The following is a 16092-nucleotide window of genomic DNA, read 5'->3' on the forward strand; positions in this document are numbered from 1 at the left end:
AACGGAGCGGAGCGCGTGCGAGCGGGGTGGAGCACGGGCAGCAAGTAGCATCGGAGGGTTCCCCGCGCCCGGACGGCTGCGGGGGAGCTCAGACGAGGAGTCGCGATGACGCAGATCGGCCGCAGCCGCGCCAGCGTCACCGTGCCCGTCTCGGCCTGGAGCTCGGACACCCCGGCGGCCGAGGTGACCCTGGGGTGGGCGGCCCGCACGGACACCGGTCGGGTCCGCAGCGCGAACCAGGACAGCTACCTCGCGAAGACACCCCTCTTCGCCGTGGCCGACGGCATGGGCGGGCACGCGGCCGGGGAGATCGCCAGCGAGGCCGTCGTCTCGCGGCTGTCGATCGCCGCGACGGGGACGACCGTGGGAGCCGAGGAGATCGATCGTGCTCTCCGCGACGCGGTCAGCGACATCGCGCGCCACTCCGAGACGGCCGACCGTGGAACCGGCACCACGGTGACCGGAGCCGCGCTCACCGCCGTCGGGGGAGAGCCGTACTGGTCGATCTTCAACATCGGCGATTCCCGGGTCTACCTGTGGGTGCAGGGATCGCTCGTGCAGCTGACGGTGGACCACTCCGTGGTGCAGGAGCTGGTGGACGCTGGGCTGATCTCCCGGGACGAAGCGGACGTGCACCCCCACAGCAACGTCATCACCCGGGCGGTCGGCTTCCACGAGGCGCCTGTCCCCGACTACCGGCTCGTCCCGGTGATCGCTCCGTCACGCCTCCTGCTGTGCTCGGACGGGTTGACCAAGGAGCTGACGGACGCGGGGCTCGAGCACCTGCTGTCCTCGACCACGAGTGCCCAGGACGCCGTCGACGCGCTCGTGGATGCGGCGCTGGAGAACGGCGGGCGCGACAACGTGACGGCGATCGTCGTCGATGTGCTCGACGTGGTGGGCGACCCCGGCTGATCGCGGCCACCCGGCCGGTGCCGCGCCGTCGCCGGATAGCATGGACGGAGGAAAGGGCGTTCTCGGTGATCTGCAGCACGTGTGGCTCCACCCTCGCCCCGGGGGCGATCCTCTGCGGTGAGTGCGGTTCCCCGGTGGCGACGCACGCGACCCGCGGGACGTCCGGTCCGACCGCGTCCGGGGACACGGCGGTCCTCGATCCGTCACGGCGCGCGTGGCTGCCGGGCCTGGCGCCCGGGCGGCACCGACGGCCGGCCCCGGGAGCACCTCTCGCACCGCCGGCGCAGGGGCTCGTCCGGCTGAGCTTCGCCACCGGGCACCACGCCATCGTCACCGGCACGGGTCTCGTCGGCCGGCAGCCGCTGCCGGATCCGGGTGAGACCGTCCGTCACATCCTCGCGATCCCCGACGAGACGAGGTCGCTGTCGAAGACCCACCTCGAGTTCGGCTTCGACGAGGTCGGGCTCTGGGTGAGGGACCGCTGGTCGGCGAACGGCACGGTCCTCGTCGCTCCCGCCCAGGCACCGCTGCCGTTGGAGGCGGGGCGCCGCTACCGCGCCAAGATCGGCAGCCGACTGCTGCTCTCCTCCGTCGAGATGGCGGTCGAGCGGGTGGACGGCTCCTCCACAGGCTCCGGGCGACCGCCGATCCTCCGCTGACGCTCCACGGGCGGGCGTCCTCCGTTCTGATGGGGGGATGAACCACCTCCCCGAGCTCTCCGCGCCCCGACCGCCTGCTCCCGCGCCGCGTCCGCCGTTCCCGTGGATCGCTGCTCTCGCCCCGGTCCTGTCGGCGGCGGTCCTGTTCGCGGTGACGCGGTCGCCGACGGTGCTGGCGTTCGCCGCGCTGGGGCCGGTCGTCGTCATCGCCTCCTCCCTCGACGCGAAGCGCGTGCGACGCAGAACCGAGCGCGCCGAGGACGAGCGCTACGCGCGGGAGTCCGCCGCCTACAGGGAGGCGCTCGCGGAGCGGGAGAGGAACCGGCTCGCCGAGCTGCGGGCGGAGGCGCCGGACGCGCGGGAGATCCTCCGAGGAGGGCTTCCCGCCGACACCAGGTGGCGGCGACGCGCGGAGGGATTCGCCGTGGTGCTGGGGAGGGGCGTGCTCTCGTCCGGGACCGGTGCGCCGATGGCGGAGGCGCCGCTGCGCACGCCGGCGACCGTGGGGATCGGAGTGGCGGGTCCTCCGGTGCTGACCCGCGCCTTCGCCCGAGGGCTCCTGATCCAGGCACTGGAGCTCGTCCCGCCGGAGGAGCTCGCCGTCGTCCTCCCTCCGGGTCCGGAGTGGGACTGCCTGCGCAGCGCACCCCACGCGCGCGGCGATGCTCCGGGTGCAGTCTGGCGCGTGGTCGAGGTGGACGACGGCGGCGTGGGAAGCGAGAGCGAGCGGCTCGTCGTCCTGGCGAGCCGTTCCTCGGACCTGCCGCCTGCGTGCCGGTGCGTCGTCGAGCTCGGCGGGCCGGGCGGTGATCGGGTGATCGGAAGGGAGGCCGTCGGTCGGACGGAGGACCTGTCGGTCGGCTACGTCTCGACGCAGGAGGCGCGCCGCTACTCCGAGGCTCTCGCCGGCGCGAGCTCCCCCGTGAGCGCGCGCGCTGTTCCCGATGCCGTGAGCCTGGTCGAACTCGGGGCACTCCGCCGCGTCGGCGGCGGACCCGGTCTACCGGTCGTCCTCGGCATCGGCGCGGACGGTCCGGTCGAGGTCGATCTCGTCGCCGACGGGCCCCACGCGATCGTCGGAGGGACGACCGGCAGCGGGAAGAGCGAGCTGCTCGTGGCCTGGGTGCTGGCGCTCGCCGCCCGGTACGACCCGGCGGCCGTGACGTTCCTGCTGGCCGACTTCAAGGGCGGCGCGGGATTCGCTCCGCTCGCGGGCGTGCCGCACGTCACCGGAGTCATCACCGACCTCGATCCGCACGGTGCCGACCGCGCCTTCGCGAGCGTCGCGGCGGAGCTGCGGAGGCGGGAGGTGGTCCTGGCCCGTCACGGTGTGCCGGACATCGCACGTCTGCCGCGGGGTGCGCTGGCCCGCCTGGTCGTGGTGGTCGACGAGTGCGCGGTCGTCCTCGAACGGTCACCGGACCTGCACCGCGCCTTCGCCGACATCGCGGCGCGGGGCCGATCGCTCGGTGTCCACCTCGTGCTGTGCACGCAGCGTCCCATCGGGGTCGTGCGCGACGCCGTGGCGGCGAACTGCGGGCTCCGGATCGCGCTGCGCGTGCACGACGCCGCCGACTCGCGGGCGCTGCTCGGCACGGATGCGGCCGCGAGGATCCCGCACGCCTCTCCGGGGCGCTGCGTCGTGTCCGCCGGTGGACGACGGACGCTCGTGCAGACCGCGCTCGCGGGGCCGGGAGACATCCCACTCGCTATCGCGGCCGGCGACGCCGACGTGCCGGTCCACCGGCCGTGGCTCGATCCTCTTCCCTCGCATCTCGGCGTCCCGCCCGACGACCGCGCCGGTCTGCTGCTGGGCGTCGTCGACCGGCCGACCGAGCAGACCCAGGAGGCGGTCGTCCTGACTCGCCCCTCCCTTCTCGTGCTCGGCGCGGCCGGAACGGGCCGCACGAGCACTCTGCGGATGCTCGCCGAGCAGCTCGGTGCTCCTCCGGTGCTCGGTGCCGAGGACGCCGAGGAGATCTGGGACGAGGTGGTGTCCGATCGAGGGGGAGAGACGCCTCTGCTGCTCGACGACCTGGACCTGCTGCTGCGTCGATGCTCGGACGAGGAGCGGCGCCGTCTGCTCGACTCGCTGCAGACCGCCGTGCGATCGGGGCGGCGGCGGATCGTCGTCTCCGCGAGACGGACCACCGACGGGATCGCCGCGCTCCGCGACGGAGTCGACGACGTGCTGCTGCTCAGGGCCGCGAGCAGACAGGACCATCAGCTGCTCGCCGTCGACGGCGAGCCTTTCCGCGCCGAGCTCCCTCCGGGCGGGGGATGGTGGCACGGCGACCGGCTGCAGGTCTTCGAGTGCAGCCGGCCGGCTCTCGCGCGTGAGCGGCGCCTCCCTCCTCCGCTACCGGTCGGTGCCGCCCGGGTGGCGATCCTCACGAACTCGTCGAGAGCGCTCCGCACGATGCTGGACGGTACGGCTCCCGTGCTCTCCGTCGAGGAGGCGCTCGCCGCGGACGGCGGGGAGCGCTCCTCGGTCATCCTCGGGACGGTCGCCGAGTGGGCGACCGCCCGAGGACTGCTCGCCGGGATCCGCAGGGACGGGGCCGTCGTGCTGGACGTGCCGCCGCTCGAGGCGCGGACCGTCCTCGGCCCGCTGCCGGTCGCTCCGCTCTGCACGCCCGGCAGCCTCGTGCTCGAGGAGGGCGGACGGTTACGGCGGTCGCGGTGGCCCGACAGCTCGAGGAACGAGGCGGCGACTTCGGGAATCCGTGGTCTGAAGGGCGTATGAGCGCGGAATTCGTGACAATCATGTTTCCGAATGCCCGATTCCGTCCGTCGCGCGTCGACAGGCCGATCGGTGCTGTGCCAGTATTTCCCCACGTTCACGCCGGTGAGCACGCGCACCGACGAAGTCAGGAGCCGCAGCCATGACCCGTCCCCTCCCGAGGGATCCCGTCCTCCGCGAGGCGATCGCCGTCGCCCGCTCCCGAGAGCGCGAGCGGCGCGCGATGCTGTCACGGCGTGCCGTCCTCGGCGGACTGGGGCTCGGAGCGGGTGCTCTCGCGCTCGCCGCCTGCGCGCCGGTCAGCCGCCCGGCTCCCACGGCGGCTGCCGACGGATCGGCCGCCGACCCGAGACTGGTCTGGGACAACTGGCCCGCCTACCTCGACGAGGACGACGACGGCGCCTACCCGACGCTGCTGGCCTTCGAGGAGCAGTCCGGGATCTCGGTCACCTACAACGTGGCGGTCGACGACAACAACTCCTACTACGGCAAGGTCAAGGACCAGCTGGCCCTCGGCCAGTACATCGGCGCCGACACCGTGTGCCTGACCGAGTGGATGGTCTCGCGGCTCGTCCGGCGCGGCTTCGTCCAGGAGCTCGACCACGCCAACATCCCGAACATCGCCAATCTGAGCGCCTCGCTCGCCAACCCGGACTTCGATCCGGGCCGTCGGCTCTCGCTGCCGTGGCAGGCGGGGTTCGCGGGGATCTGCTGGAACAAGGAGAAGCTGCCGGACGGCCTGCGCAGCGTCGACGACCTGTGGGACCCGGAGCTGCGCGGACGCGTCGGCGTGCTGAGCGAGATGCGGGACACGATCGGACTCATCATGCAGGCCCAGGGCACGGACATCGCCGGAACTTGGGGCGACGACGAGTTCATGAACGCGATCGACGTCTTCCGCAAGCAGGTCGACGACGGCCAGATCCGCAACATCAAGGGCAACGCCTACCTCAACGACCTGCAGAACGAGGACACCCTGGCGGCGATCTGCTGGTCGGGCGACATCACGCTCATCAACGCGGAGGCGGGCGACAAGTGGGAGTTCGCTCTCCCCGACTCCGGCGGCACGCTCTGGAACGACACGTTCGTCGTGCCGATGGGCTCGAAGCGGAAAGCCAACGCGGAAGCCCTCATGAACTACTACTACGAGCCGGAGGTCGCCGCCGAGGTGGCCGCCTGGGTCAACTACATCACCCCCGTCGACGGAGCGAAGGACGCCATGGAGAGCATCGACCCGGAGCTGGCCGAGAACCAGCTGATCTTCCCCGACGAGCAGACGCTGTCGCAGGCGCACGTGTTCCGGACGCTCACGGCGTCGGAGGAGAAGGACTACCAGGCGGAGTTCCAGAAAGTGCTGCTGGGCATCTGATGGCGACGGGAACCTTCGCCGAGAGCGGCGCCGACCTCCAGCTGGTCGGGATCAGCAAGCAGTACCCCGGATTCACCGCCATCGACTCGCTCGATCTCACCATCCCCGCCGGCTCGTTCTTCGCGCTGCTCGGCCCCTCGGGCTGCGGGAAGACCACGACGCTCCGACTCGTCGCAGGGCTCGAGGAGCCCTCCGCCGGCCGGATCCTCATCGGCGGGGAGGACGTCACGGCGACGAAGACCTACCAGCGCCCGGTCAACACCGTGTTCCAGTCGTACGCGCTGTTCCCGCACATGTCGATCCTCGAGAACGTCGCCTTCGGGCTCAAGCGCCGGAAGATCGACGACCCCGTCGGCAAGGCGCACGAGGCGCTGCGCCTGGTCGAGCTCGACCATCTCGCGCAGCGCCGCCCGGCCTCCCTCTCGGGCGGGCAGCAGCAACGGGTCGCCCTCGCCCGGGCCATCGTCAACCGTCCGGCACTCCTCCTGCTCGACGAACCGCTGGGAGCCCTCGACCTCAAGCTCCGCCGGCAGATGCAGCTCGAGCTCAAGTCGATCCAGGAGGAGGTCGGCCTGACCTTCCTCCACGTCACGCACGACCAGGAGGAGGCCATGACCATGGCCGACACCGTCGCGGTGATGAACAAGGGCCGCATCGAGCAGATGGGCGCTCCGGAGGAGCTCTACGAGCTGCCGCGCACGGCGTTCGTCGCGAACTTCCTCGGCCAGTCCAACCTGTTCACCGGCGAGGTCGTGGGCTCGACCGACCGCGCTCTCACGGTCGAGGCGGGCGGTCACCGCATCACCGTCCCGGCGGCCCGGTCCGCGCGCACGAGCGGCGAGATCACGATCGGCATCCGTCCCGAGAAGCTGCTGCTGCTCACCGAGGCGCCGGGGGACCTCCCCGACCGGAACGTGCTCGGGCCCGGTGTCGTCGTCGACGTGTCCTTCAGCGGGGTCAGCACGCAGTACACCCTCCAGATCCCCGGCCTCGGTCCCGTCGTCGTGTTCGCGCAGAACATGGTGTTCGGCCCGGTCGTGGGGGAGGGAGCGCAGGTCTGGGTGAGCTGGAGCACCGAGCACGGCTTCGGCCTCGCCGACGAGCCCGGCTCCGTGCCGCGCTTCGACGCCGACGACTCGACCCGCGCGATCGCACTGCAGAAGCGCGGCCTGCTCGCCGGGCGAGCGGGAGCGTAGGGATGGCCTTCGCCGCGTTCGCGTCCGGACCCGCGAATCCGCTGGACGCGCCGGTCCGCAAGCGCTCGACCCTCGCGCTGGTCCTGCTGCTGCCGGGCATCGCGTACATGCTGCTGTTCTTCCTCGCGCCGCTGATCTCGCTGGTGCTCACGTCGTTCCAGGCCGAGATCCCGGACGGCGACATCGGCGAGTACGCCCCCGGGTTCGCGTGGCAGAACTACCTCGTGGTGATGGCCGACTACTGGCCCCACGCGCTGCGGTCCTTCGGGTACGCCCTGATCGCGACGGTCCTCGCCCTCGTCATCAGCTACCCGCTCGCGTACTTCATCGGCGTCAAGGCGCGGCCGTGGCCGCTGCTGCAGAACCTGCTGCTGACCCTCGTCATCGCCCCGTTCTTCATCAGCTTCCTGCTGCGGACCCTTGCGTGGAAGCAGATCCTGGCGGACGAGAGCCCGCTCGTGCAGGGGCTCAAGGCCGTCGCGATCCTCCCGGCCGACGGCCACCTGACCGGGACGCCGATCGCGGTGATCTTCGGCATCACCTACAACTTCATCCCGTTCATGACGCTGCCGCTCTACACCTCGCTCGAGCGGCTCGACGTTCGGTTCCTCGAGGCGGGCTCCGACCTCTACGCCCATCCCGCATCCGTGTTCTGGAAGGTCACCGTGCCGCTCTCGATGCCGGGCATCGTCTCGGGCACCCTGCTGACCTTCATCCCGGCGGCCGGCGACTACATCAACGCCAGCCGCGACTTCCTCGGATCCTCGCAGACGTCCATGGTGGGCAACGCGATCGAGGCCAACTTCCTCACGCTCGAGAACTACCCCGCTGCGGCGGCGCTCTCGATCGTGCTGATGGCCGTGATCCTCGTCATCGTCGGCTTCTACGTGAAGCGCAGTGGAACGGAGGACCTGCTGTGACCGCTACCGCCGATCGGCCCGTCGCCAGCGCGCAGGAAGCCCTCGGGGCCCCGGCGCCGGCGCCCGTGCGCGGCCCGCGCCGATTCACGGGACTGGGTCTGGGCGTCTACACCGCCCTCGCGCTGATTTTCCTGCTCATCCCCATCGGCTACACCTTCGTGTTCTCGTTCAACGACTCCGTGAAGAGCAACATCGCCTGGCGCGGGTTCACCTTCGACAAGTGGATCTCGGCGTGGACGAGCGAGGAGGTGATGACCGCCTTCGGCAACAGCCTGCTCGTGGGGGCGGTCGCGACCGTGCTCGCGACGGCGCTGGGCACGATGATCGCCATCGCGCTCGTGCGCTTCCGGTTCCGGTACCGGTCCGCGATCAGCCTGCTCCTGTTCCTGCCGATGGCGACCCCGGAGGTCGTCCTCGGTGCGGGACTCGCCGCCCAGTTCCTCACGGTGGGAGCGGAGAAGGGCCTCGTCACGATCATCCTGGCGCACACGATGTTCTGCATCAGCTTCGTGGTGGTGACGGTGAAGGCCCGCGTCGCGAGCCTCGACCCCAAGCTCGAGGAGGCGGGCCGCGATCTCTACGCCTCGCCCGGGCAGGTGTTCTGGCGGATCACGTTCCCGCTGCTGCTCCCCGGGATCCTCGCCGCGGCGCTGCTGTCCTTCGCGCTCAGCTTCGACGACTTCATCATCACGAACTTCAACTCCGGCTCGGTCACGACGTTCCCGAAGTACATCTACATCGCCGCGGCCCGCGGGATCCCGGCGGAGGCGAACGTCATCGCCTCGGCGGTGTTCCTGCTGGCCATCGTGATCGTCGTCGTCACCCAGGTGTCGTCGGCGGCGCGCGCCAAGCGGCTCGCGAAGGAGCAGTGAGAAGCGGAGAGGACGATCGGTAGAGCGGGCGGCTCAGACGTAGGAGGCGCGGATCGCGCCGACCGGACGTCCGCCGCCCGTGACGACCGGGTTCAGGCGGACGAGCACCTCGTTCGCCGCGGCACGCTCGACCGTGCCCGCCTCGACGAGGAGCTTCAGCGCGACGACCGTCGCCGCGCGCAGGCTGCCGTCCAGGATCTTCAGCGCCACGGTCGTGCCGTCCGGCGAGGCCATGATCAGCACGCCCTCGGCGCCCAGCTTGGCGACGAGTCCGAGCCGCTCGATCACCACGGTATTGTCGCGCCCCGGTCCGTCGAGCGCCCAGGCGTTCTCGAGGATCGCGTTCGTCAGCACCCCCGCCTGCCGGTAGAGGCCGAACGGCGACGACGGAGAGGAGGAGACGATCCGCGAGATCCCCTTCGCGAGTGCGGTCAGCGGCAGCGCGTGCACGGGTGCGCCGCAGCCGTCGATCGCCGTCCCCGCGATCCGCTCGCCGGTCAGCCGCTCGATCGTGTCGACGATGTGCTGCTGCAGCGGGTGGGTGCGCTCGAGGTAGTCGTCCGTGCTCCAGCCGTTCTGAACGCAGGCGAGCAGCATCGCCGCGTGCTTGCCCGAGCAGTTCATGTAGAGCGGGTCCTTCGCCGCACCGGCCCGGAGGAGCTGCGCCCGGCTCGCGGAGTCGCTCGGCCAGTCGGCGGGGCACTGCAGCGCCGTGTGGTCGAGCCCCGCGCGGAAGAGCAGGTTCTGCACCAGGGCGACGTGCTGCGACAGGCCGGCGTGACTCGCCGTCGCGATCACGGCCTCCGCGGCGTTCAGCTCGACCCCGGCAGTCATGACGGCGAGGGCCTGGAAGGGCTTGAGGCAGGAGCGGGGGAGGATCGGCGCCGCCGGGTTCCCGAGGGTCCGGGCGACCCGGCCGTCGCTGTCGAGGAGGACGGCCGAGCCCGCGTGGCGGGATTCGACGAATCCCGAGCGCTCGACGACGGCGAGCTCGACGGACTCCGCGACGGTGAAGGTTCCTGCAGACATCCCCCCATCTTGCCCGACGGCCCGGCACCCCTCGTACGGGGTCCGGGCCGTCGAGTGCGGAGGAATCCCGTCAGAGCGTGGCGAAGGCGTCGCGGAGGACCGACACCGCGTCGTCGAGCAGCTCGTCGGTGAGGGCGAGGCTGGGCAGGAAGCGGACCACGTTGCCGTAGGTGCCCGCGCTGAGCACGAGGACGCCGTGCGAGGCCGCGTACTCGGTGATCGCGGTCACGGCCGCCGCGTTCGGGATCTTCGTGGTCGTGGCGGTGCCGGGCAGGACGAGCTCGATCGCCATCATCGCGCCGATCCCGCGCACGTCGCCGATGATGTCGTACTGCTCCTGCAGCTCTCGCAGAGCGGCACCGAGACGGGCGCCGATCCGGTCGGCCTCGGCGAGCAGTCCTTCGCGCTCGATGCGCTCGAAGACGGCGACGGAGGCCGCAGCCGCGACGGGGTTGCCGCCGAAGGTGCCGCCGAGTCCGCCCGCCTGCGCGGAGTCCATGATCTCGGCCCGACCCGTCACTCCGGCCAGCGGCAGCCCGCCCGCGATGCCCTTGGCCGAGAGCACGAGGTCGGGGACGAGGCCGAAGTGCTCGCTCGCGAACCAGGCGCCGGTGCGGGCCATGCCCGACTGGATCTCGTCGGCGACGAAGACGATGCCGTTCGCGGTGCACCACTCCTGCAGCGCCGGGAGGTAGCCCTCGGCGGGCACCATGAATCCGCCCTCGCCCTGCACCGGCTCGACGACGAGGCAGGCCAGAGCGGAGGCGCCGACCGTCTTCTCGAGGTAGGAGATCGTGCGCTCGGCCGCCTCGGCGCCGGAGAGACCGTCGTGGTAGGGGTAGGAGCTCGGCGCGCGGTGGATGTCGCTCGCGAAGGGGCCGAAGCCGAGGCCGTAGGGCAGGGCCTTGAAGTTCATGGCCATCGTCAGGTTCGTGCGGCCGTGGTACGCGTGGTCGAGGACCGCCACCCCGGGGCGACCGGTGTGCTTGCGCGCGATCTTGACCGCGTTCTCGACCGCCTCCGCGCCCGAGTTGACCAGGACGGTCTTCTTGGCGAAGTCGCCGGGCGTGTGCTCGCCGAGCAGCTCGGCGACCTGGATGTAGGGCTCGTACGGCGTGACGGTGAAGAGGGTGTGCGTAAGGCGGCCGAGCTGCTCGGTCGCGGCGGCGACGACCGCGTCGTCCGTGTGGCCGATGGTGGTCACTCCGATGCCCGCTCCGAGATCGATGAAGCGGTTGCCGTCGACGTCGACCAGGATCGCGCCGTGCGCGCGGTCGATGTAGACCGGCAGGGCGGTGCCGACTCCCGTGGGCACCACGGCCAGGCGTCGCTCGTGCAGGGCCCTCGAGCGCGGTCCGGGGATCTCGGTCGCGACGAGCCTCTCCTGGGGGACTGCCGACGTGGGAACCTGGGGGGCGAGCGTGTCTGTCATGGTCCTGCGATCCTACCCGCGGCACTGCCGGGGGCAGGGGTCCAGACCGACGAGACCGGCCCGATCCAGCCAGGGGAAGAAGGAATCCGATGCAGATCGATCACCACTACGCGGTTTCCGTCGTCTGGGACGGCAACCGGGGCACCGGCACCAGCGGCTACCGCGACTACGGGCGGCAGAGCACGGTGCGGGCGGAGGGACGCGAGGCGATCGCGGGGTCGGCTGACAAGCCCTTCCGCGGGGACGCCGACCGGTGGAACCCCGAGCAGATGCTGCTCGCCGCCCTGGCGCAGTGCCACCTCCTCTCCTATCTCCACGTGGCCGTGAAGAACGGAGTGGTCGTCACCGACTACTCGGACGACGCGGTCGGCCGGATGGTGCAGGAGGGCGACGGAGGGCGGTTCGCCTCGGCGACCCTGCGCCCCCGGGTGACGGTCGCGGACGCATCGATGATCGAGCTGGCGCAGTCGCTGCACGGTGAGGCCGCACGACTGTGCTTCATCGCGAACTCCGTCGCCTTCCCCGTAGCGCACGAACCCGAGACGGTCGCCGCCGGCTGACCGTTCCCGCGGGGCTCAGCGGCGCTCGTGCGGCAGCGCGCGCCGGATGCGCTCGGCCGTGGTCGTCGGCGGCGACTCGTTGTAGACGCCGGCCGCCTCCTGCCCCGAGAGGGCGTGGATCGCGGTCATGACCTCGTCCGTCGCGTGACGGCGGGCGCGACCTGAGTCGGCGGAGCCGTGCCGCGAGAGGTCGAGCGCGTCGCCGAAGCGCACCGTGATGCGGTGCAGGCGCGGGATCACCGAGCCGACGGGCTGCAGCTCCTGAGTGCCGATCAGCCCGACCGGGACCACGGAAGCACCGGTCGTCAGCGCGAGCCACGCCACTCCCGTGCGGCCCCGGTAGAGCCGGCCGTCGCGCGAGCGGGTGCCCTCGGGGTAGACGGCGAACGCCTCGTCGCGCTCGAGGATCGCGCGACCGAGGTCGAGCGCCTCCTGCGCCGCCTGTCCGGCCCCGCGCTCGACCGGGACGGCGCCGACCGCCGTGAAGAAGGACCGGGAGAGGGCGCCGCGGGGTCCGGTGCCGGTGAAGTAGTCGGCCTTCGCGAGGAACTGCACCGGGCGCGGCGCGAGGAGCGTCAGCACGGGGGAGTCGATGAACGACAGATGGTTGGCGGCGAGGATCACGCGGCCCGTCAGCGGAACGTTGTCGCGCCCCTCGACGATCGGGCGGTAGACCACGCGGCCGACCCCGCCGATCGCGAAGCGGGCGAACCTCGCCGAGAGGCCGATGCCGGGTGGGGTCGGCGCGTCGTGGTCGTCGTCGGTCCGCATCCGCCCGACAGTACCGGCGGTCGCATGCCCCGCCGGTCATGCGCGCGACCGGCGGGAGGGGAGGCTCAGCCGAGCTGCGCGAGCGCCTCCTCGATGACCGACATCGCGTCGTCGATGAGCTCCTCGCTGATGACGACGCTGGGCATGATGCGCAGGACGCTGTCCCAGCTGCCCGCGTCGAGCGGGATGACGCCGTTCGCGGTCGCGTGCTTCAGGACCGCGGTGAGCGCCTCCGGATTCTGCCTCTTGGTGCCGGGGTGGACGAGCTCGACGCCGAACATGGCGCCCTTGCCGCGCACCTCGCCGACGACCGGGAAGCGCTCGGCCCAGTCGCCGATGCGCGCCCACAGCGCGCGCTCCACGCGCTGCGCCTCCTCGAGCAGGCCCTCGGTCTCGATGGCCTCGAAGGTCGCGAGCGCCGCCGCCGTCGAGACGGGGTTGCCGCCGAAGGTGCCGCCGATGCCGCCGGGCTGCACGGCGTCCATGATCTCGGCGCGACCGGTGACGGCCGCGAGCGGGAAGCCGCCCGCGATGCCCTTGGCGGTCGTGATCAGGTCCGGCACGACTCCGTGGTGCTCGATGGAGTACCACGCGCCGGTGCGGGCGATGCCGGCCTGGATCTCGTCGGCGACGAAGACGATGCCGTTCTCGGTGCAGAACTCGGAGAGGCGCTGGAAGTAGCCGGGCGCCGGGATGATGATGCCGCCGTCGCCCTGGATGGGCTCGACGAACAGCGCCGCGAGCTCCTGCGCGCCGATGTGCGTGCGGATGTAGTCGATCGAGCGCTCGGCCGCCTCCTCGCCCGTCATGCCCTCGGGGTCGCGGAACGGGTAGCTGATCGGGAGGCTGTAGATCTCGCCGGGGAAGGGGCCCATGCCGGCGCGCTCGGGCCAGGGGCGGTAGGTCATCGCCATGGTGAGGTTCGTGCGGCCGTGGAAGGCGTGGTCGAGCGAGGCGATCGCGCGGCGGCCGGTGTACTTGCGGGCGATCTTCACGGCGTTCTCGACGGCCTCGGCGCCGGAGTTCACGAGGATCGAGCGCTTCTCGAAGTCGCCGGGGGTGATCTCGGCGAGCTTCTCGGCGACCCTGACGTAGTTCTCGTAGGGGGTCACCGTGAAGAGCGTGTGGGTGAGCTTCTCGGCCTGGGCGGCGGCCGCGGCGGCCACCGCGGGGTGCGCGTGACCGATGGTCGTGACTCCGATGCCGCAGCCGAGGTCGATGAGGCGGTTGCCGTCGACGTCGACCAGGACGGCGCCCGAGGCGTGGTCCATGTAGATGTTCGCCAGGGTGCCCGCACCGCGCGAGACGCTCGCGACGCGACGCTCCTGCAGGGCGATCGAGCGCGGGCCGGGGAGCTCGGTGACGAGCGCGCGGGACTGGGGGACCGAGAATTCACGCATGCCCCAATCGTAGGCGGCGCTCCTGCAGGGGCGCTCCGACGCTCCGCGCCCAGGTCGTCCAGAGGCGCGTGACGGACCATGGAGGCATTCCCGAACGTCGTCCGGCAGCACCGGACAGGAAAGGCACCCCGTGCGCAGAGCATTCGCGATCCTCGCCGTCGTCGGCGCGACCCTGGGCCTGACGGCCTGCACCGGCGGTGCGGAGGAGGCGGCGCCGAGCGCGTCGCCCACTCCGCTGACCTGCGTGTCGGAGGGGGACGCCTCGGCGGCCGTCGAGACGAGCGGCGACTTCGCGACGAAGCCGGTCACCGTCTTCCCCTCGCCGCTGAGCGTCGACGAGACCGAGCGCACGACCGCGATCGAGGGCACCGGCGACGAGGTCGAGGAGGGCGACACCGTCCTGGTCGACTACACCCTCTACAACGCGACGAGCGGAGCCGAGTTCTCGGCGAGCACCTACGCCTCCGGTGGCCGCGCCGCGTTCGCCGTCGACACCGACCAGTACCTCTCGGGCCTCGTGAAGGCCGTGAACTGCGCGACCGTCGGCTCCCGCGTCGTGGCCGTGGTGCCTCCGGCGGACGCCTTCGGCGACGCGGGCAGCGCCGACTTCGGCGTCGGGGCCGACGACTCGATCGTCATGGTGATCGACGTCGAGGCGATCGTCCCGACCACCGCGACCGGGGCTCCGCAGCCGCCGGTCGACGGCCTGCCCACCGTCGAGCTCGCCGAGGACGGCACCCCGACCGTCGCGATCCCCGAGACCGACCCGCCGACCGAGCTGCAGCTGGGCGTCTTGAAGAAGGGCGACGGCCAGGTGGTCGCCGACGGCGACAGCCTGATCGTGCAGTACCAGGGCACCGTCTGGGGCACCGGCGAGGTGTTCGACCAGAGCTGGGGGACCGGCACGCCCGCCTCCTTCGGCACCGGCGACGTGATCGAGGGCTTCAAGGCGGCGCTCGTCGGGCAGACCGTCGGTTCGCAGGTGCTCGTCGTGATCCCGCCCGCCCAGGGCTACGGAGAGGCGGGCAACGCGAACGCCGGCATCTCCGGCACCGACACCCTCGTCTTCGTGATCGACATCCTCGCGGTGAGCTGACCCGGGAGCAGCTCTGCGCGCCGTGCCAGGATGGGCGGATGCGCAGGGTCATCATCCTCGGCTCGACCGGGTCCATCGGCACGCAGGCCCTCGACGTCATCGGGGCGAACCGCGACCGCTTCGAGGTGGTCGGCCTCGCCGCCGGCTCCCACCGGGAGGCGGTGGCCGAGCAGGCCCGGGCGTTCGGCGTCGAGCACACCGCGTTCGGCGCGGACGAGGCGGAGCAGCTCGTCCGGAGCGTCGACGCCGACGTCGTGCTGAACGGAATCACCGGCTCGGTCGGGCTCGGACCGACCCTCGCCGCGCTCGAGGAGGGGCGGAGCCTCGCCCTGGCCAACAAGGAGTCGCTGATCGTCGGCGGCGAGCTGGTCACCTCGATCGCGGCCCCCGGGCAGATCGTGCCGGTCGACTCCGAGCACTCGGCGATCGCGCAGGCCCTTCTCGCGGGCGAGCACCGGGAGGTCCGCCGCCTGGTCCTCACCGCGTCCGGTGGGCCCTTCCGCGGGCGCGACCGCTCCTCCCTCCGGGACGTGACCCCCGCCGAGGCGCTCGCGCACCCGACCTGGGACATGGGACTCGTCGTCACGACGAACTCGTCGACGCTCGTCAACAAGGGCCTCGAGGTCATCGAGGCGCACCTGCTCTTCGACATCCCCTACGAGCGGATCGACGTGACCGTGCACCCCCAGTCGGTCGTGCACTCGATGGTCGAGTACGTCGACGGCTCGACGCTCGCCCAGGCGTCGCCGCCCGACATGCGGCTCCCGATCTCCCTCGGCCTCGACTGGCCGCACCGGGTCGCGGGCGTCGGCGCGCCGCTGGACTGGACCCGCGCGCACTCCTGGACCTTCGAGCCCCTCGACGAGGAGGCGTTCCCCTCCGTCCGCCTCGCCAAGAAGGTCGGCGTCGCCGGGGCGTCGTACCCGGCCGTCTTCAACGCGGCGAACGAGCAGGCGGTGCAGGCGTTCCACTTGGGCCGGATCGGCTACCTCGACATCCTCGCGACGGTGGAGGCCGTCGTCGACGCGCACTCCGTCGACGGGGCTCTGACTCGGGAGTCGCTCGCCGCGGCGGAGACCTGGGCGCGGCGCACGGCCGACGAGCGGATCGCGTCGGCCTGAGCGCGCGCG

General features: G+C 71.7%; 14 protein-coding genes. 10 read left to right on the forward strand and 4 right to left on the reverse strand.

The features are described from left to right. Positions 1-105 precede the first annotated feature (105 nt). The 7 genes from C1I63_RS12080 (at position 106) to C1I63_RS12110 (ending at position 8674) form a co-directional block, all read left to right on the forward strand. On the forward strand, positions 106-915 hold the full coding sequence (locus C1I63_RS12080; RefSeq protein WP_107574946.1) for a PP2C family protein-serine/threonine phosphatase: 810 nt from the start codon (positions 106-108) through the stop codon (positions 913-915). A 134-nt stretch (positions 916-1049) separates the two neighbouring features. Next, a complete protein-coding gene (locus tag C1I63_RS12085) occupies positions 1050-1574 on the forward strand; it encodes an FHA domain-containing protein (protein ID WP_107574947.1) in 525 nt (174 codons plus the stop codon). A gap of 37 nt (positions 1575-1611) precedes the next feature. Next, the gene (locus tag C1I63_RS12090) at positions 1612-4320 is read left to right on the forward strand and encodes an FtsK/SpoIIIE domain-containing protein (RefSeq protein ID WP_107574948.1); all 2709 of its coding nucleotides are present in this window, start codon (positions 1612-1614) and stop codon (positions 4318-4320) included. Positions 4321-4459: 139 nt separating this feature from the next. Continuing rightward, positions 4460-5686: an ABC transporter substrate-binding protein gene (locus tag C1I63_RS12095; protein WP_055794671.1), complete on the forward strand. Its 1227-nt coding sequence runs from the start codon at positions 4460-4462 to the stop codon at positions 5684-5686. Further along, on the forward strand, positions 5686-6882 hold the full coding sequence (locus C1I63_RS12100; protein WP_107574949.1) for an ABC transporter ATP-binding protein: 1197 nt from the start codon (positions 5686-5688) through the stop codon (positions 6880-6882). Before C1I63_RS12095 ends, C1I63_RS12100 begins: the two co-directional genes overlap by 1 nt. 2 nt (positions 6883-6884) lie before the next feature. Next, the gene (locus C1I63_RS12105) at positions 6885-7802 is read left to right on the forward strand and encodes an ABC transporter permease (protein WP_055794668.1); all 918 of its coding nucleotides are present in this window, start codon (positions 6885-6887) and stop codon (positions 7800-7802) included. A 92-nt stretch (positions 7803-7894) separates the two neighbouring features. Further along, complete coding sequence (locus C1I63_RS12110; protein ID WP_200919693.1) at positions 7895-8674, forward strand: ABC transporter permease; 780 nt, start codon at positions 7895-7897, stop codon at positions 8672-8674. A gap of 33 nt (positions 8675-8707) precedes the next feature. Here the strand turns inward: C1I63_RS12110 and C1I63_RS12115 are convergent, their stop codons facing one another. Beyond that, on the reverse strand, positions 8708-9703 hold the full coding sequence (locus C1I63_RS12115) for an asparaginase (protein WP_055794664.1): 996 nt from the start codon (positions 9701-9703) through the stop codon (positions 8708-8710). A gap of 70 nt (positions 9704-9773) precedes the next feature. Then, a complete protein-coding gene (gene gabT / locus C1I63_RS12120) occupies positions 9774-11135 on the reverse strand; it encodes a 4-aminobutyrate--2-oxoglutarate transaminase (protein ID WP_107574950.1) in 1362 nt (453 codons plus the stop codon). 89 nt (positions 11136-11224) lie between these two features. Here gabT (C1I63_RS12120) and C1I63_RS12125 point away from each other — a divergent pair, with 89 nt between their 5' ends. After that, on the forward strand, positions 11225-11695 hold the full coding sequence (locus C1I63_RS12125; protein ID WP_107574951.1) for an OsmC family protein: 471 nt from the start codon (positions 11225-11227) through the stop codon (positions 11693-11695). Between the two features lie 15 nt (positions 11696-11710). On the opposite strand, the gene C1I63_RS12130 is transcribed toward C1I63_RS12125, so the two are convergent. Beyond that, entirely contained in the window at positions 11711-12466 is a 756-nt protein-coding gene (locus tag C1I63_RS12130; protein WP_107574952.1) for a lysophospholipid acyltransferase family protein, read from the reverse strand. A 65-nt stretch (positions 12467-12531) separates the two neighbouring features. Next, a complete protein-coding gene (gene gabT, locus C1I63_RS12135) occupies positions 12532-13866 on the reverse strand; it encodes a 4-aminobutyrate--2-oxoglutarate transaminase (protein ID WP_107574953.1) in 1335 nt (444 codons plus the stop codon). Between the two features lie 130 nt (positions 13867-13996). On the opposite strand from gabT (C1I63_RS12135), the gene C1I63_RS12140 reads away from it, so the two are divergent. Together C1I63_RS12140 and C1I63_RS12145 are read left to right on the forward strand one after the other, a co-directional pair. Further along, positions 13997-14962, forward strand: a complete 966-nt coding sequence (locus C1I63_RS12140; protein WP_107574954.1) for an FKBP-type peptidyl-prolyl cis-trans isomerase — start codon at positions 13997-13999, stop codon at positions 14960-14962. 38 nt (positions 14963-15000) lie between these two features. Continuing rightward, a complete protein-coding gene (locus C1I63_RS12145) occupies positions 15001-16083 on the forward strand; it encodes a 1-deoxy-D-xylulose-5-phosphate reductoisomerase (protein ID WP_107574955.1) in 1083 nt (360 codons plus the stop codon). Positions 16084-16092: the final 9 nt, after the last annotated feature.

The organism is Rathayibacter caricis DSM 15933 (genome assembly GCF_003044275.1).
Classification (GTDB): Bacteria; Actinomycetota; Actinomycetes; order Actinomycetales; family Microbacteriaceae; genus Rathayibacter; species Rathayibacter caricis.